32 protein-coding genes are annotated in these 25212 nt (G+C 68.4%); 11 read left to right on the top strand and 21 right to left on the bottom strand.

The window, feature by feature from the left end:
• Positions 1 to 2 precede the first annotated feature (2 nt).
• The gene (locus tag HL658_RS00425; RefSeq protein ID WP_180280763.1) at positions 3 to 1151 is read right to left on the bottom strand and encodes an efflux RND transporter periplasmic adaptor subunit; all 1149 of its coding nucleotides are present in this window, start codon (positions 1149 to 1151) and stop codon (positions 3 to 5) included.
• 222 nt (positions 1152 to 1373) lie between these two features.
• Complete coding sequence (locus HL658_RS00420; protein WP_180279927.1) at positions 1374 to 1907, bottom strand: hypothetical protein; 534 nt, start codon at positions 1905 to 1907, stop codon at positions 1374 to 1376.
• Here HL658_RS00420 and HL658_RS00415 point away from each other — a divergent pair.
• On the top strand, positions 1888 to 2694 hold the full coding sequence (locus HL658_RS00415) for a phosphodiesterase (RefSeq protein ID WP_180279926.1): 807 nt from the start codon (positions 1888 to 1890) through the stop codon (positions 2692 to 2694). The two genes, HL658_RS00420 and HL658_RS00415, sit on opposite strands and share 20 nt — an antisense overlap.
• Here the strand turns inward: HL658_RS00415 and HL658_RS00410 are convergent.
• The gene (locus HL658_RS00410) at positions 2613 to 3503 is read right to left on the bottom strand and encodes a glycosyltransferase family 2 protein (RefSeq protein WP_343054968.1); all 891 of its coding nucleotides are present in this window, start codon (positions 3501 to 3503) and stop codon (positions 2613 to 2615) included. The genes HL658_RS00415 and HL658_RS00410 overlap by 82 nt on opposite strands.
• Before the next feature lie 134 nt (positions 3504 to 3637).
• On the opposite strand from HL658_RS00410, the gene HL658_RS00405 reads away from it, so the two are divergent.
• Complete coding sequence (locus HL658_RS00405; RefSeq protein ID WP_180279924.1) at positions 3638 to 4258, top strand: ATP-dependent Clp protease proteolytic subunit; 621 nt, start codon at positions 3638 to 3640, stop codon at positions 4256 to 4258.
• A gap of 40 nt (positions 4259 to 4298) precedes the next feature.
• Here HL658_RS00405 and HL658_RS00400 read toward each other — a convergent pair whose 3' ends face one another.
• The 4 genes from HL658_RS00400 to HL658_RS00385 form a co-directional block, all read right to left on the bottom strand.
• Positions 4299 to 4625 carry a DUF6496 domain-containing protein gene (locus HL658_RS00400; protein WP_180279923.1) on the bottom strand — a complete coding sequence of 109 codons (327 nt, stop codon included), beginning with the start codon at positions 4623 to 4625 and terminating at the stop codon, positions 4299 to 4301.
• Between the two features lie 61 nt (positions 4626 to 4686).
• The gene (gene prs, locus HL658_RS00395; RefSeq protein ID WP_180279922.1) at positions 4687 to 5571 is read right to left on the bottom strand and encodes a ribose-phosphate diphosphokinase; all 885 of its coding nucleotides are present in this window, start codon (positions 5569 to 5571) and stop codon (positions 4687 to 4689) included.
• Between the two features lie 116 nt (positions 5572 to 5687).
• Complete coding sequence (locus tag HL658_RS00390) at positions 5688 to 6287, bottom strand: hypothetical protein (protein WP_180279921.1); 600 nt, start codon at positions 6285 to 6287, stop codon at positions 5688 to 5690.
• A 61-nt stretch (positions 6288 to 6348) separates the two neighbouring features.
• Positions 6349 to 6837, bottom strand: coding sequence for a hypothetical protein (locus tag HL658_RS00385; protein ID WP_180279920.1), 489 nt, complete (start codon positions 6835 to 6837; stop codon positions 6349 to 6351).
• 201 nt (positions 6838 to 7038) lie between these two features.
• On the opposite strand from HL658_RS00385, the gene HL658_RS00380 reads away from it, so the two are divergent.
• Positions 7039 to 7425, top strand: a complete 387-nt coding sequence (locus HL658_RS00380) for a hypothetical protein (protein WP_180279919.1) — start codon at positions 7039 to 7041, stop codon at positions 7423 to 7425.
• 132 nt (positions 7426 to 7557) lie between these two features.
• Entirely contained in the window at positions 7558 to 7821 is a 264-nt protein-coding gene (locus HL658_RS00375; protein ID WP_180279918.1) for a hypothetical protein, read from the top strand.
• A 241-nt stretch (positions 7822 to 8062) separates the two neighbouring features.
• Here the strand turns inward: HL658_RS00375 and HL658_RS00370 are convergent, their stop codons facing one another.
• Positions 8063 to 8701, bottom strand: a complete 639-nt coding sequence (locus tag HL658_RS00370; protein ID WP_246337214.1) for a histidine phosphotransferase family protein — start codon at positions 8699 to 8701, stop codon at positions 8063 to 8065.
• A gap of 110 nt (positions 8702 to 8811) precedes the next feature.
• On the opposite strand from HL658_RS00370, the gene HL658_RS00365 reads away from it, so the two are divergent.
• A complete protein-coding gene (locus HL658_RS00365) occupies positions 8812 to 9021 on the top strand; it encodes a DUF3553 domain-containing protein (protein WP_180279916.1) in 210 nt (69 codons plus the stop codon).
• Here HL658_RS00365 and HL658_RS00360 read toward each other — a convergent pair.
• On the bottom strand, positions 9008 to 9991 hold the full coding sequence (locus HL658_RS00360; protein ID WP_180279915.1) for an esterase-like activity of phytase family protein: 984 nt from the start codon (positions 9989 to 9991) through the stop codon (positions 9008 to 9010). The two genes, HL658_RS00365 and HL658_RS00360, sit on opposite strands and share 14 nt — an antisense overlap.
• Positions 9992 to 10404: 413 nt before the next feature.
• Between HL658_RS00360 and HL658_RS00355 the strand changes: the two genes are divergently transcribed.
• Positions 10405 to 11013: a sensor histidine kinase gene (locus HL658_RS00355; RefSeq protein WP_343054966.1), complete on the top strand. Its 609-nt coding sequence runs from the start codon at positions 10405 to 10407 to the stop codon at positions 11011 to 11013.
• Positions 11014 to 11040: 27 nt separating this feature from the next.
• On the opposite strand, the gene HL658_RS00350 is transcribed toward HL658_RS00355, so the two are convergent.
• The gene (locus HL658_RS00350; RefSeq protein ID WP_180279913.1) at positions 11041 to 11433 is read right to left on the bottom strand and encodes a NifB/NifX family molybdenum-iron cluster-binding protein; all 393 of its coding nucleotides are present in this window, start codon (positions 11431 to 11433) and stop codon (positions 11041 to 11043) included.
• Between the two features lie 93 nt (positions 11434 to 11526).
• Positions 11527 to 14283 (bottom strand): PAS-domain containing protein, encoded by a 2757-nt coding sequence (locus HL658_RS00345; RefSeq protein WP_180279912.1) that lies wholly within the window; start codon positions 14281 to 14283, stop codon positions 11527 to 11529.
• A 185-nt stretch (positions 14284 to 14468) separates the two neighbouring features.
• On the opposite strand from HL658_RS00345, the gene HL658_RS00340 reads away from it, so the two are divergent.
• Positions 14469 to 14894 (top strand): YqaA family protein, encoded by a 426-nt coding sequence (locus HL658_RS00340; RefSeq protein ID WP_180279911.1) that lies wholly within the window; start codon positions 14469 to 14471, stop codon positions 14892 to 14894.
• Positions 14895 to 14910: 16 nt separating this feature from the next.
• On the opposite strand, the gene gor is transcribed toward HL658_RS00340, so the two are convergent.
• The 4 genes from gor to HL658_RS00320 form a co-directional block, all read right to left on the bottom strand.
• Positions 14911 to 16263, bottom strand: a complete 1353-nt coding sequence (gene gor / locus HL658_RS00335; RefSeq protein WP_180279910.1) for a glutathione-disulfide reductase — start codon at positions 16261 to 16263, stop codon at positions 14911 to 14913.
• Positions 16264 to 16341: 78 nt separating this feature from the next.
• Positions 16342 to 16833, bottom strand: a complete 492-nt coding sequence (locus tag HL658_RS00330; protein ID WP_180279909.1) for a flagellar basal body-associated FliL family protein — start codon at positions 16831 to 16833, stop codon at positions 16342 to 16344.
• A gap of 229 nt (positions 16834 to 17062) precedes the next feature.
• Entirely contained in the window at positions 17063 to 17470 is a 408-nt protein-coding gene (locus HL658_RS00325; RefSeq protein ID WP_180279908.1) for a c-type cytochrome, read from the bottom strand.
• A gap of 132 nt (positions 17471 to 17602) precedes the next feature.
• A complete protein-coding gene (locus HL658_RS00320) occupies positions 17603 to 18274 on the bottom strand; it encodes an SRPBCC family protein (RefSeq protein WP_180279907.1) in 672 nt (223 codons plus the stop codon).
• 229 nt (positions 18275 to 18503) lie between these two features.
• Here HL658_RS00320 and HL658_RS00315 point away from each other — a divergent pair, with 229 nt between their 5' ends.
• The gene (locus tag HL658_RS00315) at positions 18504 to 19466 is read left to right on the top strand and encodes a tetratricopeptide repeat protein (protein ID WP_180287613.1); all 963 of its coding nucleotides are present in this window, start codon (positions 18504 to 18506) and stop codon (positions 19464 to 19466) included.
• A 7-nt stretch (positions 19467 to 19473) separates the two neighbouring features.
• Here HL658_RS00315 and HL658_RS00310 read toward each other — a convergent pair whose 3' ends face one another.
• Positions 19474 to 19884 (bottom strand): hypothetical protein, encoded by a 411-nt coding sequence (locus HL658_RS00310; RefSeq protein ID WP_246337213.1) that lies wholly within the window; start codon positions 19882 to 19884, stop codon positions 19474 to 19476.
• A gap of 236 nt (positions 19885 to 20120) precedes the next feature.
• Between HL658_RS00310 and folK the strand changes: the two genes are divergently transcribed.
• The 3 genes from folK (at position 20121) to HL658_RS00295 (ending at position 21434) form a co-directional block, all read left to right on the top strand.
• Positions 20121 to 20648: a 2-amino-4-hydroxy-6-hydroxymethyldihydropteridine diphosphokinase gene (gene folK / locus HL658_RS00305; RefSeq protein WP_180279904.1), complete on the top strand. Its 528-nt coding sequence runs from the start codon at positions 20121 to 20123 to the stop codon at positions 20646 to 20648.
• 82 nt (positions 20649 to 20730) lie between these two features.
• Positions 20731 to 21120, top strand: a complete 390-nt coding sequence (locus HL658_RS00300; protein WP_180279903.1) for a tunnelling fold family protein — start codon at positions 20731 to 20733, stop codon at positions 21118 to 21120.
• Positions 21121 to 21272: 152 nt separating this feature from the next.
• Positions 21273 to 21434 (top strand): hypothetical protein, encoded by a 162-nt coding sequence (locus tag HL658_RS00295; protein WP_180279902.1) that lies wholly within the window; start codon positions 21273 to 21275, stop codon positions 21432 to 21434.
• A 15-nt stretch (positions 21435 to 21449) separates the two neighbouring features.
• On the opposite strand, the gene HL658_RS00290 is transcribed toward HL658_RS00295, so the two are convergent.
• From HL658_RS00290 to HL658_RS00270, 5 genes are all read right to left on the bottom strand, one after another.
• On the bottom strand, positions 21450 to 21824 hold the full coding sequence (locus HL658_RS00290; protein ID WP_180279901.1) for a response regulator: 375 nt from the start codon (positions 21822 to 21824) through the stop codon (positions 21450 to 21452).
• Positions 21825 to 21836: 12 nt separating this feature from the next.
• Complete coding sequence (locus HL658_RS00285; RefSeq protein ID WP_180279900.1) at positions 21837 to 23426, bottom strand: ATP-binding protein; 1590 nt, start codon at positions 23424 to 23426, stop codon at positions 21837 to 21839.
• A gap of 102 nt (positions 23427 to 23528) precedes the next feature.
• Positions 23529 to 23888, bottom strand: coding sequence for a hypothetical protein (locus tag HL658_RS00280; protein WP_180279899.1), 360 nt, complete (start codon positions 23886 to 23888; stop codon positions 23529 to 23531).
• A 73-nt stretch (positions 23889 to 23961) separates the two neighbouring features.
• A complete protein-coding gene (locus HL658_RS00275) occupies positions 23962 to 24246 on the bottom strand; it encodes a hypothetical protein (protein ID WP_180279898.1) in 285 nt (94 codons plus the stop codon).
• Between the two features lie 95 nt (positions 24247 to 24341).
• The gene (locus HL658_RS00270) at positions 24342 to 25187 is read right to left on the bottom strand and encodes a universal stress protein (protein WP_343054965.1); all 846 of its coding nucleotides are present in this window, start codon (positions 25185 to 25187) and stop codon (positions 24342 to 24344) included.
• Positions 25188 to 25212: the final 25 nt, after the last annotated feature.

The raw sequence follows: 25212 nt of genomic DNA, 5'->3' as shown, positions 1-25212 counted from the left end.
CGTCAGGTCCCCGCGGGTTTGGCGTTGGTCACGCGGACGGGCACGCCGTCGCGTACGCGGATCTGCCCGGACACGACGATGACGTCGTCGGGCTGGAGACCTTCGGCCACCTCCACCTCCGCGTTGCGGCGGTTGCCGATGCGCACCTTGGTCTGCTTGGCGCGGCCGTCCACGACCTTGAACACGAACAGGTCCTGACCGACCGAGGTGATCGCCTGCTCCGGCACCAGAATCGCGTTGGGGGTGACGGTCAGTGTCAGCTCCACCCGCGCGAACAGACCCGGCCGCAACGTCCGATCGGTGTTCGGAACGCGGGCGCGGATGACGACGGCGCGGCCGTTCACATCGATCAGCGGGTCGATGGCGTACACTTCGCCCTGGAAGCGGCGGCCGGGGAAGGCGTCCACGGCGACCGACAGGGACTGCCCGATGCGCACCGCCGGCAGGTACAGCTCCGGCACCCGGAAATCGAGCTTGAGCGTGTCGATCTGCTCGAGGTTGACGAAGTCCTTGCCCGGCTGCACAACGTCGCCCACCGACACCTTGCGCAGACCCACGACTCCGTCGAACGGCGCGATCAGGGTGAGCTTGTCGAGCTGCGCCTTGGCGAGCTGGGTCGCGGCGTCGTCGGCAAGCAGTTTCGCTTGCGCCTGCTCACGCGCGCGGCCGGCGCCGCTTCCCTGGCGGAACAGCTCCTCGGCGCGCTGCAGATCGCTGCGCGAGAAGGCGAGGCTCGCCTGCGCCTGCGCGAGCGTGGCGCGGGCCACCGAGTCGTCCATGCGGAAAAGAACCGTCCCGCGGGTGACCGCCTGCCCTTCGATGAAGGCGATCTCGGTGATCCGGCCCGCCACCTCCGGCCGGATCACGACGGACTCGTTCGAGACCGTCGACCCCACCGCGGTGACCGTACGTGCGATGCTGCCGACACGTACGGTGGCCGCCTCGATCGGTACCGGACTGTTGCCTCCCTGGGCGGGCGCCGCAGCCGGGGCAGCCGGTTTGGCCCCTCCGCCGGTCCATGCCGCCATGAGCGTCCGGGCGCGGTCGGCCAACTCACCGACGGACCCGTTCTCCTGCACGAAATACCAGTAGCCCCCGGCGCCCAGCGCCAACAGCGCGGCAAGAACGGTGGCGCGGAACATCGGACGCATCGGCAGCTCGCTCCGCCCGCCCCGCACGGTGGGCACGCTGGTTCCCGGGTGCGGCCGGGGCGGAATGCCGCTGGGGAAAACTATATCGTTCAGTGACGTCCGCTTGTCGAGCGGCAAGAGCTTACCTGACGTAAGGCATAGAGGGCGTCATCCACCCGGCGGTCTTGCGCTACCTTACGGATGCCGTGGAACCGGCTCGATTCCACCGCGGCCAGGACCCGATCAAAGGTTGCCGGAATGAACGGGGATACCGCATCTCATGCGGACCCGTGCGCCACCAGGGCAGGACAGTTCCAGATCGGCGGGATTGCCGGCGGCGAGCGGGACATCGCCGCCGGCGCCTTCCGCCCGGCCACCGTCGAGATCGATGCCCGGTGAACAGCAGGGTGCGGTTCCCGCCGGCAGGATCGCGCGGATGCGCCCCTCCTCGATGCGCAGGTCGGCGAGCACGGTTCCATCGCCACCGACGCCCCGGGAGAAGGCGGGCCTGTCCGCCTCGGGTGGATCGAACCGGATGCGGGCGCTCTTGAGCCAGAATTTTCCGTTTGCGGGAAGGCGCATCGTCGGCATCGTCGGATGAGGGCGAGAGGGCAGCCTGATGGGCCCGACGGGGGCGAAGCGTAACACGAGTGTCATGGTTTGTGGGCGGCAAAGCGCGGCTGTTGCCGCGCCGGTTGCGGGCACGTACAACTCAGGTCCGCCGCCCCGCTCCCCGACACCGCGATGGATGCCGACGATGCTGATCGCCCAGATCACCGACCTGCACATCACCGCCCCCGGCGGGCGTGCCTGCGGCGGCATCGACACAGCGGAGCCGGTGGCCGCCGTGATCGCTCAGCTCAACGCGCTGGAACCGCGTCCGGATCTGGTGCTGGTCACCGGCGATCTGGTGGATGCCGGCCGGATGGAAGAGTACGAGGTCGTGGCGGAGTTGCTCGACCGCATCGAGATGCCGGTCCGCATCCTTCCCGGCAACCACGACAACCGCGACAACCTGCGTGCCGCCTTCGCGCCGCGCGGCTGGGTCCCGGCCGATGGCGGACCGTTCATCCAGCAGGTGGTCGAGGATCTGCCGCTGCGGATCATCATGCTCGACTCGGTGATCCCCGGCCACACCGATGGGGAGCTGGACGACGCGCGGCTGGAGTGGCTGCGCCGACGGCTGGCGGAAGCCCCCGACCATCCGACCATGGTCGCCATGCACCACCCGCCTTTCGTCAGCGGCATGCCGGGGCTGGACCGCTACCGCTGCGCCAACGGCGACCGGCTGGCGGCGATCATCGAGGCCTACCCCAACGTGCTGGCGCTGGTGTGCGGCCATCTGCACCGCCCGGTGTCGATCCGCTGGGCCGGCACGCTGGCCTTCGTGGCGCCGTCGGCGGCCCGGCAGATCGCGTTGCGCATGGGCACCGACATGCCCTTCGCCTGGACGGCGGAGCCGCCGGCGCTGGCGCTGCACCTCTACCGCGGGGCGGAGGGGCTGGTGTCGCTGACCCGCGGGGTGGGCGAGGAGTTCGCGCCTGCCACGGCCAGGAACTCCTGAAAGTTGGCGCAGAGGCCATCGCGGAAGGCCCGCTCGTAGGCGGCGTTCAGGTCGCGCTTGCGCCCGATGGCGGCCGCGAAGGCGCTGCGGAGTTCCGGGTCGCGGATCGGGTAGGCGCCGGCGGTCAGCCGCTCCAGCACATGGGCGTAGCAACGCTCCGCCCGCGCGCCCGCGTCGGCGGCAAAGGTGATGGATCCCTGCCGCTGCCGGTACTCGTAGAGCGGTTCCGTTATCAGCGGCATCGACCCGACACGGTCGAAGGCGCAGACGTTGAACACCACGTCATCGCAGAAATTCACGTCCTCCGGCCAACCGTCGATCAATTCGCGGCGCACCACAGGGAACATCGGCACGGAGGTGGCGAGAAAGCGGGCGGCGTCCAGCACGGCCTGGCCACCGGTCACCGGAAAGAGGGTGGAAAGTGGTGCCCCGTCCTCGTCGCGGACCACCGCCACATTGTCGGCCGCGGCTCCGTCGCGGTGCGCCAGCGGCACCATGGTCGACAGGCGGCCGGGAAGGAAGCGGTCGTCGGCGTCGAGCGGCGCCACCACGTCGAACCGGGCGGCCCTGAGCCCGGCGTTGCGTGCCGCCGGCGCCCCGGTGCCGACACCGCCGGACGGAACGAACCGCACCCGGGGATCGTCGATGCCGGCCGCCGACAGCGTGGGGCGGTAATCGGTGCCGTCGTCGGACACGACCAGCGCTTCCCAGTCCGGCCAGTCCTGGTCCAGCAGGCTGCGCACCGCGCGGGCGATGGTGTCATGAGCGCGGTAGGCCGGTATGATCACCGAAACGCCGATGGCGGCCACGATCGATCCCTTTCCATCACCGTCCACACCGACCGGTGCGATCCTTGGCCCGTTGAACCGGGGCACGATCCGGGCTATGTGACGAGGTGGAACGCACATCGCGCGGTTCGAGTGACCCAGGGAGACCCTATACCATGGCGAAGGACGGATACATCCGGTTTGACGACGAGCGCGATCCGGAGGAAGAGAAGAAGGAAGCCGCTCCGCCGCCGTTCGCCGCCGTGCAACAGAACCTGTTCAAGGCCCGCACGGTGCTGATCTTCGGCCAGATCGACATGAAGCTCGCCCAGGGCGTGACCGCGCAGCTCCTGGCGCTGTCGCAGGAGGGTGACGACCCCATCCGCGTCGTCGTCAACTCGCCGGGCGGCCATGTGGAGGCGGGTGACACCATCCACGACATGATCCGCTTCGTGAAGCCCGAGGTGAAGATGCTCGGCACGGGCTGGGTCGCGTCGGCGGGCTGCCACATCTTCCTGGCGGCGAAGAAGGAGAACCGCTTCTGCCTGCCCAACACCCGCTTCCTGATCCACCAGCCGCTGGGCGGCACAGGCGGTCGCGCGACCGACATCGCCATCGAGGCGAAGGAGATCATCCGCATGCGCGAGCGGCTGAACAAGATCATCGCGCGTGAGACCGGCCAGCCGGAGGAGAAGGTGGCGAAGGACACCGACCGGAACTATTGGATGATGGCCGACGAGGCCCGCGCCTACGGCATCGTCTCGCACATCATCGAGACGTCCGAGGAACTGCGCTGACGGCCGCGGCCCCTCCCCTGCGGGAGGGGCCGCCCGTCGTTCAGGCGTCGAGCGCCCTGGCGAGTTCCTCGCGGCTCATCTTCGAGCGGCCGGCGATGTTGCGGCGCTTGGCCTCGGCGTAGAGGTCGGCGCGGGTGGCCTTTGCCCCGGCATCGGCGATGCGCTCACGCCCCTTGGTGCGCTTCAGGTTCTCCGCGTTCTTCTTCGGGCTTTCGTCACGCGAGGCGCCGGCCTCGCGCAGGGCAATGGCGATGGCCTGCTTCGGGTTTCGCACCGTGCGCCCGCCGTTGGCCTTCAGTTCGTGATGCTTGAATTCGTGCATCACGCGCTCGACGGTCTCCTGCTGGGCCTTCGACTGCTTTGCCATGGCTTTCCCTCCGTTTCCGGAACTGAAAGCCAGAACGCCCGCAGGGGGTCGCTTGTTGCGCTCAGCCGCGCAACGCGTCGGCGATCATCCCGGCGAGCGGCAGCGCGTTGGTGGGGTGGGGAACGCCGTCGCAGGACAGGATCTCCACATCCATCGCGGCGAAGCGCTCCGTCACGGCCCGCTCATGCAGCGCGTGCACCCCGAACACCCGGAAACGCCGGGCCCCGCGCCGGCGCGCCGCCTCCAGGCAGGACAGGATGGTCATGCCGGAGCTGATCACGTCGTCCACGATCACCACCGACCGGCCGGACAGGTCGATGCCGGCGGGAAGTTCGACCGTCACATCCCGGTCACCCCGCCGCACCTTGCGACCGACCGCCCAGGACAGGCCGAGCGGCCGGGCGACAGCCTCCACCAGCGGTTCGGCCTCCTCGTCGGGACCGACGATCACCGTGTCGTCTGACACCGCCTCCTCCGTCAGGCGACGGACGATGACCCCGGCTCCGGATAGGGCGACCGCCGGCCGGCCGCCGAACACCGAGTCCAGAGCATGGGTGCGGTGCAGGTGCGGCTCGACACAGACGAAGCGGTCGAACATCGCACCCAGCCATTCCCCGACCACCGTCTGGCTCACAGGCTCGCCCGGACGGAAGACCGCGTCCTGGCGCATGTAGGCCATGTACGGCACGACGAGACAGAGTTCCGTTGCACCCTGCCGGCGCAGGACCGATGCGGCGAGCGCCAGCTCCACCAGCTTGTCGTTCGGCCGGTCGAGCGACCGGTAGACGATCGCCCGGTCGACGGTCGCCGGCAGCCGAACGAGGCTTTCCCCGTCCGGAAAGCGGTGGAGTTCGGCGATGTGGCAGGCCAAGCCCAGCGCGTCGGCGAGGCGGCGCGCGCCGTCGGCCGATTCCGGAAAGCCATAGACGCCGGTGTAGCGCGCCATGTCCTCGCCTCCTCCCAGGGCAGCAGCGGTTGCCGACACTCTCGCCCGTCCCCTCCGCCCATGGCAAACCCAAACTCGGCGGATAGCCCGCAAGAAGGTGGTACGCCTCCGGAAGTCTAGCCCTTGCGGCCGGAACCGCCGTCGCCAACGGGCGTGCTGCCGGCAAGATACTGGGCAGCGGCCCGGATGAGGAATTCGGCGACCGCCAGATCACCCACGTTGCGGTCAGCGCCGCCGAGCCGGTGGCGTCCGTCGGCGTCGATCATCCCGGCCGCCACCGCCTGGGCCGTCAACCAGGGTCGGCGGTCGTCCGGCGGAACGTCGGCAACCCGCGCCTCCAGGTCGCCGCAGGCGACGTCGATGGCGCCCAATCCCGGCCGGCCGGCGGAGAGATAGGCCACTTCGCTCGACGGGGTGGCGTCACCGGTGTAGTTGCGGGCGAGCAGCGCGGTCTCCAGCGCCAGACGGAAGGTCGTGCGGCGCGGTGTTCCCTTCCGCCGCAGCCGCAGCGCCATCATGGAGAAGAGCTGGGCCACAGCCTCTGCCCGGTCGGAGGGAACCTCGTCCAGTATGTCGATGATCTCGGCCGTCACGGCGTTGCGCGGCGCCTTCCCACCCGGCCGGACCACGGAGGTGGAGAAGGTCGCGACCAGCGTGCGGAGGGCGTCCACCTGCTCTTCCGGTGTGATGCGGCCGATGTCGTGCGGTTCGAACATGCCGTGATCTCCCTTCGGGGATGCGGTCCCATGGATGAACGTGGGGGGAGCGGGGTGATCCTCAAGCCGGTTCGTCCGGATCCTTCGGGACAGCGATCGTCTCCGCCCGCCGCGCCATCCACTGGAACGCCGCCAGCCCCATCAGCATGAACACGTCCACGCCGAAGAGCAGGACGGGGTACAGCAGATCGGACTTGTCCCCCGTCCGGGATTCGAAGATCAGCACCAGCGCCTCGAGAGCAACGGCGATGATGATGATCGTGATGAATTTGGTCAGGGTGCGGCGCGACTCGTCGGCGCGGCTGAGCTCGGGATCGCGCATGGCCTGCTCCTCGTGCAGGTATTTGGCGATCTCGAACACCGCGATGCCGAGAACCACCAGACCGATGCCGTTCAGCGCCCCGTGCGACGCCTCCATATGCTGCATGGTCAGGATGCCCTGGCCCATGCTGACGATGCCCATGACGATGAAGATGAGCGCGAACAGGCCCAGCACACCCGCCGCGACCACGTAGAGCATCATCGAGAACCGTTCGATCAGCGTTCCCATCCCCAATCCTCCCCCTGCCCGCGGAACCATCCGGCGGGCCGCGTGTTACAGGTGCCGTTACACAGGGGATAGAAACTCGGCAGACCCCGCCTCGGCCCGTCCGCGGCGGGGTCTTTCTTGTCTTAACCCCGCCTGGACCGGGAGCGGTGGCCCGCGCTATCCTGTCGCTGCGGCCCCGGCCGTTCCCACGGATCCCTGGCGATGAACGACACGACGGCTTCCCTGCGCACCCTGTTCGATCGATATCTGGCCTGCCCGACGGCACCAGCCCTGGACGAGCTGGAGCAAGCCCTGCGCGGCTATCAGACCGAGTGGATCCGGATCCGCGCCGGGGCCGGGACGCCGCCGGCCACCCCTTCGGGAAAGCCGTCACCGGCAAAGCCGCGCTTCAAGATCGCCGACGGTGATCGCGCGGTGCTGGAGCGGCTCGCCGACGGCTGGGCGCCGACCATGGCGGAAGTCCCGCGCTGGGCCTGGTTCGAGGACCGCGAACTGGTGCGGCTGGAGCCGGACCCGACGGACGCAGCCCGCAGCATCCTGCGGCTGAGCGAGGAGGGATGGCTGGCCATCGGCCGGTCGCCGCGGTGAGGCCGCGTCCGTGAAAATCCATAAGGAGGCGCGCCGCGCGATCTGCTAAGAGATCTCCCCCGATCGCGGACCCGTGCCCTCCGGGTCAACCGCAGCCACGTCGGCGGATCGGCGCCGGAAAGGAATTGTGCGATGTCGAACCTTCACAAGCGTGCCATGGAAGCGGTGCTGAGCGCGGCCGAGCAGGACATCGTCACCACGCTCGAGGAACGCGGGATCGAGGACCGCATGAGCGAGGACGGCGACGAGACCGTCCTCGATGTCGCCATCCTGCACGCCTACCGCATCTTCATGCGCATCTGCGAGGAGAACGGGTTGCCGGCCGACGCCGACCTGTTCGCCGAGGTCGCCGCCGAGCTGGCCGAAGACGTGGCCCAAGAGGCGGACCAGGACTGACCGCCCGGGCTCAGCCCGTTCCCGACTTCGCGCGGCGCCGCCTCGGTTTGCTGGCTGGACGCGGTGTTGCGAGTGTCAACAGCGCCTGCTGGTTGCGGCGCGCCGCCGACAGGAACGCGCTCGTCCAGATGCTGCTGGCCCGATTGGCCCAACTGAGCCAAAGACTGTTCGGGGTCCCCTTCATCCTCGTCCTCCGTTTGCTGCACTGCATCAACCGAGGAGCGGACAAACGGTTCCCGATTCACCATGCCAGACGGATCTCCAGCAGATCACGCCCGCAAGGCACCACGGACAGACGCAGGCCGTACGCATCGGCGAACCGTCCGGTGACGAAGGCGTGCACGGTTCGTGGGGTCAGCGCATCCGCGGCCGTGCGCCCCGCAAGGGCCGCCTCGGCATCGGGGTTGAGGACACCGGGTCGCCCCGCTGCGGTCAGGCGGATGCAGCCGGATTCGGCCGTGCCCTCGCTGCCGATCGAGACGGTGCCGCCGTGGGTCAACGCCTCTTCGGCCAGCATCACGGTGTTGAGGAGCGTCTTGCCGAGACCGGGACGTGCGGCGAACGCCGCCGGCGGCGTGCCCGGTGCCCAGTCCAGCCGGGTACGCGCGCCCTCCAGCCATTCGGCCGCGGTCGTGCGCACCCCCTCGAAATCCCGCATCTCGCGCCCGGCCAGACCATAGGCGAGCCGGAACAGACGCAGGCGCCGGTCGGCCTGCGCGGAGGAGTGGCCGATCAGCTTCACCGCCTCGCCCAGGAAACCGCCGGACGGTCCGTCCTCCATCTCCTCGATCAGTTCGAGCCCGTTGTGGATGGCGCCGACCGGGCTGATCAGGTCGTGGCACAGCCGCGAGCAGACGAGTTCGACGACTTGGATGTCCATCATCGCTCCTTGATGGTGACGGCCGCTCCAGGGAACTTCCGGTCGCACGGCTCCTTCTTGTAACATCGCTTCGGCCCCGCAGCGCGCGGCTTTTCTTCGGAGACCGCAGGATGGACGACACGCTTGTACCCGGCGCCTATGTGCGCCACCCCACCCGTCCCGACTGGGGGCTGGGGCAGGTACAGTCGGCGATCGGCCCACGCGTGACGGTCAATTTCGAGCATGCCGGCAAGGTTCTGGTGAACACCGATGTGATCGTACTCGACGTCGTCGATCCGGATGAGGACCCGCCAGGTCCCGAGGCCGTCAGTCCGGCTTGAGAGCCAGCAGGACGAAGAGCGTCTGCTGAAGGAACGAGAAGTTGTCGTCCGACACCAGATAGATCAACGTCTCCCCGTTCCGCCCGGCGGCCACCGCGATGCCTTCGAAATTGTCGGTGAGCAACGGTCGTTGGAGCCGGGCCAACTCCTCCCCTTCGACCTCGGCGCCCGCAACCAGGGACGCGGCCGGAACGCGCACGATGCGGGCGGCCCAACCACCCAGCAGCGACACGTCCCGTTCCAGCACCAGCGCGTCGCCGTTCGGCAGCGCCGCCGCACCCGTCGGGCGGAATCCATCCCTCGAACGGTAGGTGAGGCGTTGCCAGTCAAGGGCGTTGCGAACCGGCGGGGTCCCGATCCAGGCGTCGTGACGGTCTCCCGCGCCATCCTCCTTGATCGCCAGGATGCGGCCGTCGGGGAACACCGTCATCGCCTCGACTCCGCCATTGCCCGGCGCGTCCTCGAGCCCTGGTGGCGTCGGCAACACGACCGGCATCACGTCACCACGGCCGAGGCCAGGGGGATAGCGCAGGATGCGGTGCTCCCGCTCGAAGGCCACGAGCCAGCTTCCATCCGGCAGCGCCGCGATTTCCTCGGAATCCGCGTTGCGTTTGCTGTCCGCCCGCCCGCGCTCCAGCGGAAGCGGCCTCTGTGCGACATCGGCGATGCCGGACAGCCGGCCATCCCCATCGAACAGGAACCGGCCACGCACCACCCGGCCGACATCGCTGACCGCGACGAACTGGCGCCCCCCGTCGGTGACGACGAGACCGGACAGCCCGCCGACCTCGGGCTCGTTCAAGGCGACCGCACCGCGGAAATGGAGCGTCCCCACCGCGGCAAGCCCAGGCTGCTCGGCGTGAAGAGGGACGACGCGGGTCTGATTCGGCCCGCCAAGCGCCGCGACGCACCCGGCGATGACGGTCCCGGCGCTGATCAGCGCAAGGGCTATGCGAAGTGACAGGCGCATGCTGCGAGGTACCACGCGGTGCGGGGTGGCGGAAACGCGATTATGGAGTGGCCCGATCCGTCAATCCACCGCCAGTCCGCGGTGCTCCGGCACCGCACCTCACCGAAGCCCGACTCTTCCCGAACCACCCACAACACAGCTTCATGACGGATGTATGCGCGCCGGCGAAGGAAGAACGTCATAAACGGCCGCAAGCTCTACATCATCAGGATTACTTCAATTGCACTGACATACCGGGGTGTTTACGTGCATAATTCCGGGCACACCGTGGATTTTAGTCACTCTGTGGTTCCAACAGGTTCATGACGATGCCGCCCAGGCCAAGCCCAGTGACCATTGCACCGGATCGCCCCGCCACCGGCCCGTCGGGGATCGGTTCAACGGACACGGGATCGGACACCGCCCCGGATCCGGTGGCGCGGATCGCGGAGCTGGAAGGGGAACTGCGCGAGCTCCAGCATCGTGCCAAGAACAGCCTCCAGCTCGTCATCAGCCTGCTCAAGCTCCAGGCCGGACGCATACGGGACCCCGACGCGCGTGCCGCGTACGAGCATACGCTGCTGCGGATCGAGGCGTTGGCGATCCTCTACCGCCAGCTCCACGAGTCCGGCAGCGGAACCCACGTGGACCTCGGCCGCTATGTTCAGGCCTTGTGCGAGGCCGTTCAGGAGGGAGCGTTCGGCACCGCCTCGACGATTCCCATCGCGGTCGAGTCGGACGCGGTCGACATCGGGCTCTACGAGGCGATGCCGCTGGGCCTGATCATCGCGGAGCTGGTCACCAACAGCCTGCACCACGCCTTTCCCGAACGCGGCTGGATCCGCGTATCGGTGACCCGCACGGGCGACGCCCGGGCACGGCTGACGGTGGAGGACAACGGGCGGGCCCTGCCCGCCGGCTTCGACACCACCGCCGAGGACGGGCTGATGCTGGCGGAGGCGCTGGCCTCCCAGCTCGGCGATACGCTGGCCACCGAGTCGGACGCCTCCGGCACCATGGCGAGCGTGACATTCCCCTTCTGAACCGGCCTGCCGCGGCCGGGTGCGGCGTCAGCCGTGCCCGTGATGGTCGTGGTGCCCGTCGTCGGCGTGCGGGTTGCTGTGCGGGTGGTGCATGGGAGCGGCGGGCTTGACCGATCCGGCCAGCCGGTCGAGCACGGCCTGGAGCGGATCGGTCTCCGCGGTCAGGACGCACTCGATGCCGCGCCGCACCATGTGCTTGACGAATCCCTCGCCCGACGACCCGGCGATCACGAGGTCCGCACCGTCGATCGGATGCGGCCCGCCGTCGCCGAAATGATGCAGCACGTCGTCCGGCCCAAGGTCGAGCCGTCCGGACGGAACGGGCACGCCGCAGGCTGCGTCGAACAGAAGGAAGTGGCGGGCCCGGCCGCCGTGGGTGGCGACGGTTCCATCCTCGAGAATGGCGACGGCAATCTTCATGCGGACTCTCCAGTCGGTCGGATTCGGGTGTCCCATCCTGCACCGTGGCACCCTCGCCGCATCGAAGCGCGCCATCCCGTAGGATGCGACCGGTCAGCGCACCCGCTCCGCGTCGTCCGGAACGACGCGCGGGAACCGCAGGATGAAGGTGGCGCCCTGCCCTGGCGCGCTTTCCAGGGCGATGCGCCCCTTCAGCGTCCGCGTCACGATGTTGTAGACGATGTTCAGCCCCAGCCCGCTGCCACCCGACCCGCGGTTGGTGGTGAAGAAAGGCTCGAACACCTTCTCGTGGAGATCCGGCGCGATGCCTTTGCCGTCGTCCCCATAGCGCAGTTCGACCTCGTCGGGACCGACGGCGCAAACGGCGATGAACAGCCTGCCCCTCTGACCCGGCGAATAGGCGTGGATGATGGAGTTCATCACGAAGTTGGTGATCACCTGGCTGAGCGCCCCTGGAAAACCGTCGACGATCAGATCCTCCGGGCAATCCACGTCGACGGTATGGGCCGCGCGGCGCAGCCGGACGCCGAGGCTGCGCAAGACCTCCTGGATGTAGTCGCGCAGCGCGAAGGCCCGCCGCTCGCCACTCGCCTGGTCCACCGCCATCTGCTTGAAGCTCTGGATCAGTTCCGCCGCACGGTTGATGTTCAGCAGCAGCAGTTGCGTCGCCTCCTGCGCCGTCTCGATGAACTCGGCGAAGTCCGGCTTGCGGAGCGAACCGCTGTCGAAGGCCTCCCGGATGGTCTTGGTGCGTTCGGCGAGCATCGACGCCCCGGTCAGTGCGTTGCCGACGGGCGTGTTCACCTCGTGCGCCACGCCCGCGACCATGGAACCGAGTGCGGCCATCTTCTCGGACTGGATCAGGTGCGCCTGCGCGTCCTTGAGGTCGCGGAGTGCGGCTTCCGCCTGCTCCTTCGCGGCACGAACCGCTTCCTCCGCCCGGATGCGTTCGGTGATGTCGGTGTGCGAGCCGACCAGCTTCACCGTTCGTCCGGTCGAATCGCACACCTTGATCGCACGGGTGTAGAGATAGACCACATGCCCCTGGCGGTGCCGGTAGCGCTGGACGATCTGGCATTCGTCGATGACGCCGTTGACGAAATCGAACGCCATCCGGTTGGAGGCGGCGCGGTCTTCGGGCAGGATCAGTTCCGACCAGCGGTCGATGGTGTTGACCATCTCGTCCTTGCCGTAGCCCAGGAGCGACCACCATTGCGGCGAGAACCAGATGGTGCCGTTGATCACGTCCCACTGCGAAATCCCGTCCCGTGCGGCCCGGATCGCCAGTTCGAACAGCTCGCGGCTGTCGGCCAGTTCGCGTTCGGCGCGCTTGCGGTCGGTGATGTCCGTGTAGGTCGTGACGAAGGCGCCGTCCGGCAGCGCCTGGGTCAAGGTCTCCATGATCAGCCCGTCGGGCCGCACCCGTTCGTTCCGCCGCGGCAGCGGCCCCAGAACGAAGGCGAGCCGGTCCTTGATGATCTGCTCCACGTCGCCGGGGCCGTAGCCGCCGCGCTCCGCCACATAGCGCGTGATCTCGACCAGCGGCTGGCGGAAATAGCAGAAGCCCCTCTCGATATCGAGAAGGTCGAGCACCCGCTGGTTCCACGCCATCAGCCGGAGATCCCGGTCGAACGCCATGACGCCCTGGCTCAGCCCTTCCAGCACCGCGCGGGACCGTTCCCACTGCGCCTCCAGGTCCTGCTCCATCCCCTTGCGTTCGGTGATGTCGCTGACACAGGAAAGCAGGGCGTCGGAACCGTGGAAGCGGAACCGGCGCACCGACAGCAGGACCCAGACCTCATGGCCCTTCGCCGAGTGCAGACGCGTCTCGAACGCATCGACACGGCCCCCGCTCCCATCCAGCGCGACCAGCATCCGGCGGTGATCGGCCGGATCGACGAAGAGATCCACCATCGTGAAACCGCCACCGTCGAGCGCCACCCCGAACAGGTCCGACGCGGGCTCGTTGGCGGTCAGCATCACCCCATCGCCCAGCCGGGTGACGAGCAGGGGGAAGGAAACCGCCTGCAGGATCTGGCGCTGCGCCTCGTCCGTCCGGGCGCGGTCGGTGAGGTCGGTGAAGGACCGGACGAAGCCGCCCCCCGGCAGCGGGCTGTGCCGCACGTCGAGGATGGAGCCATCGGAACGTTGATAGCGGTAGGCGAAGGAGTCGCGGCGGCTGGCGCCGCCGACGCGGGACGCGACGAGGGTTTCGACCTCACCCGGCCCGTCATCCCCTCGCGCCGCCACATGGCGCGCGAGATCGACGAAGGGCGTGCCCGTCTTCAGCAACGCCTCCGGCAGCCGGAACATGTCCGCGTAGCGCCGGTTCCAGACCGCCAGACGCAGGTCGGCGTCGAACCCGCAGATGGCGTCGGTCATCGAATCGATGGCGGTGGCGAGCAGCGCCTGCTTGGCCGCCAGTTCGCGGGCGCGTTCGGCGATCCGCTCCTCCAGGGTGACCGTCCGCTGGCGCAACAGCACGGCCGATTCGGCGCCTTCCCACACCGTCGCCGACCGGTCCCCGGCCGGCTCTCCGCCCGTGTCGAAACTGCGCGATGGTGCGATGACTGTGAGAATTTGCCCGTTGCCCTCGTCCTCCGACAGGACCAGCACGATCGCACGGGCCTGCGGGCCGAGAAGACGGAGGTGCTCCCCCTCGGTCAGCGCCTCGGCGAGTGCGGCACCATTCCGTTCCTGCGGATCGCGCAGTGTTCCGGCGGTCAGAAGCGCATCCAGCGTTGCAGCGAGCGAGCCGCCCAGCGGAGCACCGAACGACGCGCGGAACCGCGCGTTCACCCAACGCAGCCTTCCATCCGGATCGAAGCGGGCCGTACCGGCTCCCGCCATGGGCGCATCCTTCCTCACAGGACCGGCCCGACGCCGGACAAGCGTGAGCATACCCCAATCGCATGCTCCGACAACATGTGGCGAATTTTGCACACCCTCTATCAACCTGCAATAAAAGGCGCCGCCGCGACTGGAACCTCCGGTCGATGGAGTTTGTCGTCGTTGCGGCGGATCGGGGGCGTGTCATGGAAGCCATAAGCGCGTATGTCGGGCTTTTCCTCACGGCGCTGCTCGCGGCCACCGTGCTGCCGGCACAGTCGGAGTTCCTGCTGGCGGGGCTGCACGTCTCCGGGCGTTACGACGACACGCTGCTGGTGCTCGTCGCCACGGCCGGCAACGTGCTGGGTTCGGTGATCAACTGGGCCATGGGCCGCTACCTGATGCACTTCCAGGACCGCCGCTGGTTTCCGGTCAAGGCGGCTCTCGTGGAACGGGCGACCCGCTGGTACAACCGCTTCGGCGTTTGGTCCCTGCTGCTGGCCTGGGCGCCCTTCATTGGCGATCCGCTCACCCTGGTGGCCGGCATCCTGCGGGTCGACCTCCGCCTGTTCCTCCTGCTGGTGACGGCCGGGAAGGCGGCGCGCTACTGGGTGCTGGTCGCAACCCTGTGAGCCGCCGCCCGCCACGTCACGACGCCTTCTCGCGCATCAGCACGAACTCCTCCGCGGTGGACGGATGAAGCGCGATGGTGCGGTCGAAGTCCGCCTTGGTGGCGCCCATGTTGAGCGCGATGGCCAGCCCCTGCACGATCTCCGGCGCATCCATGCCCATCATGTGGCAGCCCAGCACCCTCTGGCTGTCGCCATCCACTACCAGCTTCATCAGGACACGCTCATCCCGGCCGGACAGCGTGTGCTTCATCGGGCGGAAACCGGCACGGTAGATGTCCACCTTCGCATGACGCTCACGCGCCTGCGCCTCCGTCAGACCGACGGTTCCGAGCGGCGGCAGGGAGAAGACGCCGGTCGGGATGTTGTCGTAGCGCACCTGCATCGGGTTGTCGTTGTAGAGCGTCTCGGCCAGCGCCCGCCCCTCGGCGATGGCGACGGGCGTGAGGTTGACGCGGTCGGTCACGTCGCCGATGGCGTAGATGTTGTCCACACTGGTCCGCGACCAGTCATCGACCTTGACCGCACCACCCGCAGCCAGTTCAACGCCGGCCTCCTCCAGTCCCAGGTCGCGGGTGTTGGGCCGGCGGCCGGTCGCCGCCATGACGAGACCCGCCGAATGCTCGCGGCCGATGTGATCGTGCACGGTGAAGCCGCCGCGTCCCTCCTCGATCCTCACCGGCTTGGCGCGCGCCAGGATCTCGATGCCGCGCTTGCGAAGCTCCTTCGCCAGCTCGATCCGGATGTCGTCGTCGAAGCCGTTCAACAGCTCGTCGCCGCGGATCATCAGTGTCACCTCCGCGCCCAGTCCGCGGAAGATGCTGGCAAACTCCACCGCGATGTAGCCACCCCCGAGGATCAGGACGGACCGCGGAAGGTGGGACAGGTGCAGAGCCTCGTTCGAGGTCACCGCATGGTCGATGCCCGGAATGGCGGGCAGCGACGGCCATCCACCGGTCGCGATCAGGATGCGCTTCGCGGTCACGCGACGGTCCCCGACCTCCACGGTGTGCCGGTCGATCAGCCGTCCGGTGGATTGGAACAGGGTGACCCCGGCGTTCTCCAGCATGCGGATGTAGATGCCGTTCAGCCGGTCGATCTCGCGGTCCTTGTTGGCGATCAGCGTTGGCCAGTCATGCACCGGCACATGCGTTCCCCAGCCATAGCCGGGCGCGTCGGCGAAGGCGTCGCGGAACTGGGCGGCGTAAACCAGCAGCTTCTTCGGCACACAGCCGCGTATCACGCAGGTTCCGCCGACCCGGCTGTTCTCGCAGATCCCCACGCGGGCGCCAAAGGCGGCCGCCCGCCGGCTCGCCGCGACGCCGCCGGAACCGGCACCGATGGTGAACAGGTCGAAATCGAACTCGGCCACGCGGGTGTCTCCTTCCCGATCCCTTGTCGAGCGGGGAGTTTCCACAGTTCCTCCGCGCCTGTCGAGACGGTCGCGGTGTCAGCGGACCAGCATTTCCTGGAGCAGGACCCCGCGCACACGCAGGGGACGCAGTTCCCGGTTCGCGGCGACCGTGACCGCATCCTTCACGATGCGCGATCCGTCCGACCCCGACAGCTCGGACGGGTGGATGTCGGACATGCCGCTGCTCAGCGCGTTGACGATGCGGGGCTCGTAGGGCTTCACGGCGTCCGCCGGGGTTCGCGGATCGAACTCCAGCAGGACACGCAGGTGCAGCGTGCGCAGCCGGTAGCCATCGGACAGGGTAAGGCTGAGGGCCGGCAGCGGCACGTAAGTCGGGAGCCGGCTCGCGACGTCGCGCTGGATGGCACCCGGCGGTTTGGCGACGGCGCGCAGCGCGAAGGCACCGCCGGTCCCCAGCATGGCCATCGCGACGAACAGCGCGGCGAACAGGAGAAGGCCGGTGTTGGGTCGGCGCACACGCGAGCCGAGCGGAACCATCCGGCGGTTCCCCGTAAGCGCGGCTGCCATGCCCCCTCCGCTTTCAACGTCCCCGGCGGATCCGCAGGACATCCCGAATCCGAACGTAGTACCCTCACCCAAGGGCGTCAAATATCGGTGTTTTATATAGAGTTCTGGGATTTCAAAGAGAAATCGCGAAAGGCCGTTTCAGGGATTTTAGGAGTATTCTTCCCGGCAAAAACGCGAAGGGCCGGAGCTGATGCTCCGGCCCCATGCCGAAACCCGGCAGACGCCGACGTCACTTGCTCTCGGCGAGGAAGGCAATGAGGTTCTCGACCGCGGTGTCGGGGTCGGCCTTGTACTTCGGCGCGTTCTTCAGGCCGGCGTAGGACATGGTGCCGCCGGGGACCACTTCCTTCGGAGCCATCAGATAGGCCTTCAGGTTCTCCGGCGTCCACTCAAGACCACCAGCCGCCTTTTCCTGCATCGGCTTGGAATAGCGGAAACCTTCGATCGCGCCAGCCTTGCGGCCGACCACCCCATGCAGAGACGGACCGACCCGGTTCTTGCCGGCCTCCACCGTGTGACAGGCCATGCACTCCTTGAACACTTCCTTGCCGGCCGCGGCGTCACCCGCCGCCTGAGCGACCGAGGCACCCATGGTGAGGCCGGCGACGACGCCAACGCTCATCAGCAGCTTCTTCATCGACCATATCCCTTCAATGAAACACCAGGACGGTGACCTCCGCCCGAACGGTGGGCAGCATACACATTCCCGCAGACCGGGAAACCCCGACCGCCATGAATGCAATCGGACAATCTGACGCACCCGGCGGTCTCAATGCGCCCATGACAAGGCGGCGAAAAGAACGACGGCGAGGAGCAAGGCCGCCCAAGGCAGGTAGAATCCCGATCCGCCATGCCGGCCGGGGAGAGGCAGCGGAATCTCCGGCGGCGGAGTCGTGCGGGTCGGGGTGACTGGTGGCGTGGAGACGGAGGCCGATGTCGGGGCGGCGGTTTCCTCCGCCGCAGCCGCCGTCACGGGAGCCGGCGCTTCGACCGGTGCCGGCGTGCCGACCGTGCGGGCGAATTTTGCGAAGAAGTCCTCGGCCATCTTGCGGGCGGTGCCGTCGATCAGGCGGGAGCCGATCTGGGCCAGCTTGCCGCCGACCTGCGCGTGGGCGGTGTAGGACAGCAGGGTGACGCTGTCGCCTTCCGGTTCCAGCCGCACATTTGCGCCACCCTTGCCGAAGCCGGCCGCCCCGCCGGAGCCTTCCCCGGTGATGGTGTAGCCGTGGGGCGGATCCAGGTCGCTGAGCGTCACCTTGCCCGAGAATTTGGCGCTGACCGGACCGACCTTGGCCGCCACCTTGGCGGTGAACTCGGTGTCGGAGAGCTTCTGCACCTCTTCGCAGCCGGGAATGCATTGGCGCAGCACCTCCGGATCATTCAGCGCCGCCCACACACGCTCGCGGGGGGCTTCGATCCGATACTGACCCGACATGTCCATGACGTTCGTCCTCCACCCTTTGCCTGCGGCGGTCGTTCCGCCTGTTTGCCACGGCAGGACCATAGGGCATCCGCCGGGCTGGTGCATCCACCCCTGCGCGTCCGGGCCACGCCTTCGCCTATCGAACGTGGCACCTCCTCCTGGCATAATCCAGCGGTCGCAACGGAGTGCACGCGCCATGTCCCCAATCGTATCTGTTCTCGCCCTCGTTGCCGCGACCCTCATCGCGGTGGCGGCCGGACCCGCAAGAGCGTCGGGCGATCGCGATGCGCTGTCCGACGAGACGATCGGGCTGATGATCGATGACAGCGGCCCCGGCCAGGCGGAAGCTCTCCTGGGAGTCCTCTACCTCCGGGGCATGCGGATCGAATCGGACCCGATCGCGGCATCGGCTTGGTTGGACCGTGCGGCGCGCGCCGGGCACCCGGCCGGGATCTACGGCGCGGCCCGCATGCACGCCGACGGCATCGGCGTGCCGGTGGACGCCGGCCGCGCCCGGCAGCTTCTCGGCGACGCGGACCCCACTCGATTCGGCCCGCTTGCGGACGCCGTGCGGCGGCTCAGGCGGGATCTCGGGTTGCCGGACGCGGTGGCAGCCCCGGCGTCGCCGCCGGATCACGACGCGGCAAAACCGTCGTCGCCCACGTCGATGGCGGCGGAGGTGAACGCGCCACCCGCTCCACCACCGGCATCGGCCGAGCCGATCGTACAGCCTGAACCACCGGTCACCGCACCCGCCGTCAGCGTGGAAGCGGCATTGCCCGCGGAACCGGCACGGACTGAACCAGCACAGGCGGAACCGGCGCCGGCCAGCCCGCTGGCAACCATGGCCGACCCCGCCCGCGGCGCGGTCGCGAGCGGGTCAGCATCCATGCCCCCGCCGGCTTCCCCAGCGGCGATCGAGCCGCAGCACGCCATGACGGCGCCCCCGGCGGACGCAATCGCCGGGCCCTTCGCCCAGCTCGCCACATTGTTCAGCGAGGCATCGACGGCCACCGAACTGTCCCGCATCCGCGGCATCGTCCCGCCCCACCTGTTGCAAGGGCACGAGTTGTCGGTGCGCACGGTGAGGCTGGGCGACGGCCGCACCGCATGGCGGATCGTCGCCACGGGCTTCGCGCACCGCGACGATGTGCGCATCTTCTGCGGGCTGGTGACGGCCAGCGGCCTCGGCTGCCTGCCTCGGCAATGACCGGCGATCAGGACGGCGGAACGCAGTTCTCGACAATCGCGGCGCAGGACGGAAGGTGCGAGCCGGCCGGGTAGGTCAACCGCTGGACCACGCCGCCGCTGATGGTGAAGGTCGCCTCGCAGCCACTGTCCCCACCCGAGCTGAACAGCGGCAACCCGAAGCCGAGCCCGACCCCCACGCCACCGCTGCCGCCGCCCACCCCGATGCTCGTGGACGGGCCACCACCCGCATAGCTCGGCCGCTGGACATAGGTGAAGTACTCGTTGCCGGCAGCCTCCGCCTGACGGGCCGGCACCCCGGCGCAGGACAGCAGGCGCGCCTTCGGCATGCCCACCAGCTGGCTCTGTGCCCGCGTCGCCACCTCGCCCCCGGGCCCGGACGCGCATCCGGCCAGCACGCAGGCCGCTGAGATCAACATCAACCCCGAGGCTCCGCGCATTCCGACCTCCCTCTTCCTGCATCCGTTGTCGCGACGCACAAGGAACGTGCAGCCAGGATTCCGGTTCCGCGACACTTCCGGCCCAACCGCGCGGGGGATGCGCGCGCGCAACACTCCAGCCCCGATCGCCCCTGTCCACCGCTTCGCACGGGTGACAGCGGTATGAACGTGATATGACACGACAACCAAATGTTACCGACTCGGGACATTTCATCATGACCATCGTCCATCTTGCGCTCGGCAGCAATCTCGGCGACCGCGGGGCCAATCTCGAAGTGGCGATCCATGCACTGGCGGCCCGTGTCTGGATCGATGACCTGTCCGCGGTCTACGAGACGGCACCCATGTACGTGACCGACCAGCCGGCCTTCCTCAACATGGCCATTCGGGGCCGCACCGATCTGGCACCGATCGATCTGCTGCGTTTCGTGAAGCGGGTGGAGGCGTCGCTCGGCCGGGCCGGGGACGGCCAGCGCTTCGGGCCGCGCCCGATCGATGTGGACATCCTGCTGTACGGGGATTCCCAGGTGGCGTTGCCGGAACTGGAGATCCCGCACCCGCGGTTGGCGGAACGCGCCTTCGTGCTGCGTCCATTGGCCGATCTGGGACCGCAACTCCGCCACCCCGTGCTCGACCGCAGCGTGGAGGAATTGTTGGCCGCGGTCCCCGGTAAGGACACGGTGCGGCTGCACGCCGCCCGCCTGAACGGTCTGGCGTCCGCACCGCTGGCCCAGGCGGTGTGACGGGCCGCACTGGCATTCCACGGCGTGCCCGCTATAGTGCCGTCGCGTCGCGGCGGAGCCGCCGCCGTGGAGAGCATCAACCGTGGGCAACGACTTCGCAGCGCGCCGAACCGGCCCAGCCGGTGGGGCCGACACCTACACGATCCTGCTCACCGGCTTCCGGGCGCCCGTCATCCTGCCCGGGGGGGACGGTGCGACGGCACGCTTCGACCTGGAATTGACGGTCCTGCACCCCGGCCCCGAGTTCCCCGACGACATCGCGGCGGTCATGTCCTATGAAGACATCGTGCAGGCTCTGCGGGACTTGTGCGCCGAAGAGACCGCGGCCGATGCCGGACGCCTTGCCGAAAAAGCCGCCGATCTGACGATCGGCCTGCCGAAAGTGACGCGGACAAAGGTTTCGGTGGCCCTGTCCGGCGTGCGCACGGATGAGCCCGCCCGCGGCGCCACGATCATGCGGGAACGAACCTGAAACGCTAGCGTCCCCCGACCATCGCTTAAAGACAATCCCAAGCAGCCTCTGGCCAATTGTTTCTTATCGCGCTAGGCTTGCGCAAATATCTTGCGCAACCATATCCAACGACAAAGGCGCTGCCGGATGAGGGCGCCAACTGGGAGGAGACCATGAATCATCGCCGGGAGCCGACCCTGTCCGAACTCTTGGACGAGCCGATCGTGATCGCGATGATGGCCCGCGACGGGTTCACGCGCGAACATATCCTGCGCTTGATCGAGCGGGTCCGTCACGATCGCCGCCACGCGGAGCGCTCGCCGCTCGCCGCGTGAAGGCACGACCGACCGTCAGCCAGGATCCCCCAGAACCTCGCGCACCACTGCCAGCACCTCTTGCGGTGTGAAGGGCTTCCGTATCGTGCGGCAGGCGCCGAGCGCCTCCGCCACCGGAAGCACGTCGAGCGACGCCCGCGCCCCGCCGCCGGAAATCGCCACGATGCGGATGTCGGGGAAGCAGCGCCGCAGCTCCATGATCGTCGCAAGGCCTTCCTTGTTCGGCATGAAGATGTCGGTGATCACGAGGTCGCAAGGCGCTTGCCGGAATCGCGCCAACCCGTCCACCCCGTCGCAGGCGCCGATCGCCTCGTACCCTCCCCGCGCAAGGGTGCGGAGCAGCATGGTGCGGACCATCTCGTCGTCGTCGATGACCAGGACGCTCGCCATCGGCTCCTCCCCTCACTGCGTGTCGCGGCTGGCCCGCTCGTCCAGGATCTGTCCGACCAGCGCCACGAACGACGACGCGGAAAACGGCATGCGGACGATCCAGCCGATACCCGCCGCCGCACTAGCCGCTCCCTCCAGCTCCACGTCCGGGTGGGCGCAGGCAAGGATCGGCACGCCGGAGGACGATGCCGCGAAAGCACGGGCGAGCGTCAAGAGCTTCCACGCCGCACCCGCCTCCGGCTGGACCAGCACCACCAGATCGAAACGGTCGGGTGCGATCGCGTGGAGCGCCAGGGCGCGCCGCGGCAGCACGGCGGTCACCACCCGAACAGCGAGCGAGCGCAGCAGTTGGGCCGTCACGCCGCCCAACGCGCGAGCCTCGTCAACGACCAGCACGCGCCCGCCCCGTCCGGCCGCGGCTTCCCGTCCCCGCGTCGGGCCGCGGCCGGCCAGAGGCAGGAAGACGGTGAAGCGGGATCCCCCGCCGGGGTGGCTGACCACATCGATGGCACCGCCATGCTCGGCAACGATACCATGCACCGCGGCAAGCCCCAGCCCGGTGCCCCTATCGACGGGCTTCGTCGTGAAGAATGGCTCGAAAATCCGCGCGAGCGTCGCTTTGTCCATGCCGCACCCGGTGTCCGACACGCACAGTTCGACGAAGCGGCCGGGCGGCGGCAGAGCCCGCGTGCCCATGACCGAACGGACCGCATCGGCGGTCGCCTGCGACAGAGTGACGACGATGTTGCCCGGGCCGCCCTCACGGTCGGCGATCGCGTCGACGGCATTGCGGCAGAGATTGACGACCACCTGCTGGATTTGCGCGGGAGCGACGAGCACCGGCAGCGGATCGCCGCCGCGGTCGAACCGTACGGACACGTCATGGGGGATCGTCGGTGCGACCAGTTGCAGGGCACTCTCGACAAGCGCGCCGAGATCCGCCTCCTCCCGCGCCACCCGTTCCTTGCGAGCGAAGGTCAGGAGCTGGTTGACGAGGCCTTTGGCGCGGTCGGCCGCCGTCAGCACCTGGGCCAGATCATCACGCGCCTCGCTGTCCGGCGGAAGTGAATCATGGGCAAGGTGGGCATGGCCCAGGATGACGGTCAGGATGTTGTTGAAGTCGTGGGCGATCCCGCCGGCCAGGACGCCGACCGCTTGCATTTTCTGGACACGGCGGATGTGTTCCTCCATGCGCAGGCGCTCGGTCACATCCTGCACCGTGGCCACGATCGCGGCGATGCCGCCGTCCGACCCGATCGCCGGGGTCACCTCGACCGCCACCCAGTAATGATGGCCATCGCGGTGGAGCGCCGGAAACTCGGCGCGCCACGGGTCACCGCCAGCGATGCGGCCCCACATGCCCCGGAACGGCTCTGCCCCTGCGATGGTGAAGGCGTGGGCGAAGGCGTCGAGGTCAGGGATGTCTTCGGGCAAGAGGCCGGTCAGCACCGTGAAACGGTCGTTGACGTAATCGACCACGCCCGACGCGTCGGCCACCACCATTCCCGACGGATGCCCCGCCACCGCCTGGATCATGGCATGCGCCACCCGATCCCTGCGGGTGATGCTCCAGCCGTCCGGGGGGAACCTGTCCGATGCCAACGGGTCCCCTCCACATCACTGCCAGCGCCAGCGGACAGTGGGCGCCCCGCCGTTAAAAAAGCGCGAAGACGCAAGCCACGCCCCCTGACGCGTCTTGACCGATCACCGCACCGACACCACCCGAAATGTCCGCTGCTGCTCGTCATGCTCCGTGATCGTGATGTATTCACCTTCCCGGAAGACATGCCGGTCGAAGCGGAAGATCGGCTCGTCGTCGTCGGTATCGGCCTCGTCGTAGTCGAAAAGCCAGTGGCTGCCGCGATGGACCAGCTGTCCGAACTGGTCGTCCTCGCCGCGCCAGAAGCGATGGACCGTGCAATCGCCCTTGTGGGCGCGCCAGGCGGCGGCGTCGAAATAACCGTCGCTGTCCAGCGGGGCTTTGAACTCGTACCCGTAGTCGGCGCTTCCTTCGGGATGACCGGCGGTGCGGGCAAGTTCGAGACGGATCGTTCGCAGGGTCATGGCATCCCTCCTCGCTGGATTCGGGCGCGGGCCCTGCACGGCCCCGCGCCCTCGTTCCTGCGTCAATGACGGATCATCCCGTCTGGTTCCGCTCCAGCCGCGCGGGCTGGTGGCCGGCCATGAAGTGGCGGAGCACCATGACCAGCGTGGCCGCGTGGCGGTGGTTGCCGTGTGCCCTGGCATGCGCGATGTCGTCGCGGATGAAGCCGGCGATGCGACGCTGGCCCTCCACCGTGTGGACGAGATAGCTGCCCAGTTCCACCGCCACCATTTCGGGCAGATGCTCATGCTCCGCGATCGCGTCGACCTCCTCTTCGGTAAGGTCGCTGAGCGCGATGCAGTCGTCGATCGTCAACATGGGCCGTCTCCTTCCTAGGAGCCGGTCTTGTCCGGTTGACGTCCAACCGACGCGGGGCACTTGTCCGGTTACGGCGCAAGGCCGCACGTCGATCCTCAATGGGCCATCAGCACCGGCAATCCGGCGTGATTGAGCACGTAGCGGGTAACACCGCCCAGGATCATTTCCCGCATCCGGCTGTGTCCGTATCCCCCCATGACCAGGAGGTCGCAACCAAGTCCGGCAGCGCGGTCCATCAGGGCCTTGCCGACCGGCTCCGATCCGGGCCTGACGATTGTGAGCTGTGCATCCACCCGATGCCAAGCCAGGTAATCGGCAATGCGACGACCCGCCGCAGGCTGGGTGACGGAGGTTTCCGCCGTCAGGACACTGACCGTGTCGGCGTTGGTGATGAAGGGCATGGCACCGGTGACCGCGCGGGCCGCCTCGGCATTGCCGTTCCAGGAGATGGCAACGCTACGGCCGATGGTCGCCGGCGCGTTCTTCGGGACCAGCAGCAGCGGACGCCCGGCGCTCAGCAGCGCGGTCTCGATCGCGGCCATGGCCTGGTTCGCTTCCCCGCCCGACGGAACGGCGAAGACCAGCAGGTCGGACAGGCGGCCTTCGACCGGCACCACCTCGTCGATCCGGCCGACGACCTCGTGCCAGGATGCGGTCGGTCCCTCGATGCCGAGCGGCGTGTCCGCCAGTTCGACCGAAGCCTCGGCGACCACCGCCTCGAAATGGCGGCGCGCAGCCATCAGGCTGACGTTCGCTTCGGCCTCGGCGGAACGCATGATCTCCTCGACCATGGCGCCCGACATGCCTTCACCGAGCATCGGGACGGCGTCGCGCGGGTCCAGCTTGACGAACAGCGCGGTGACGTGGGCGTTGAAGTCCCGGGCCACGACCAGGGCGGCCTTCAGGGCGACGGGATCGGTTTCGGCACCGGCCAGCGGCACCAGGATCGTCTTGAGCGGCATGTTC

The sequence above is a fragment of the Azospirillum oleiclasticum genome (assembly GCF_013423485.1).
In the GTDB taxonomy this organism is placed as follows: Bacteria; Pseudomonadota; Alphaproteobacteria; order Azospirillales; family Azospirillaceae; genus Azospirillum; species Azospirillum oleiclasticum.
The sequence above is the reverse complement of the archived record's forward strand: the minus strand, read 5'-3'. Positions and strand labels throughout refer to the sequence as shown.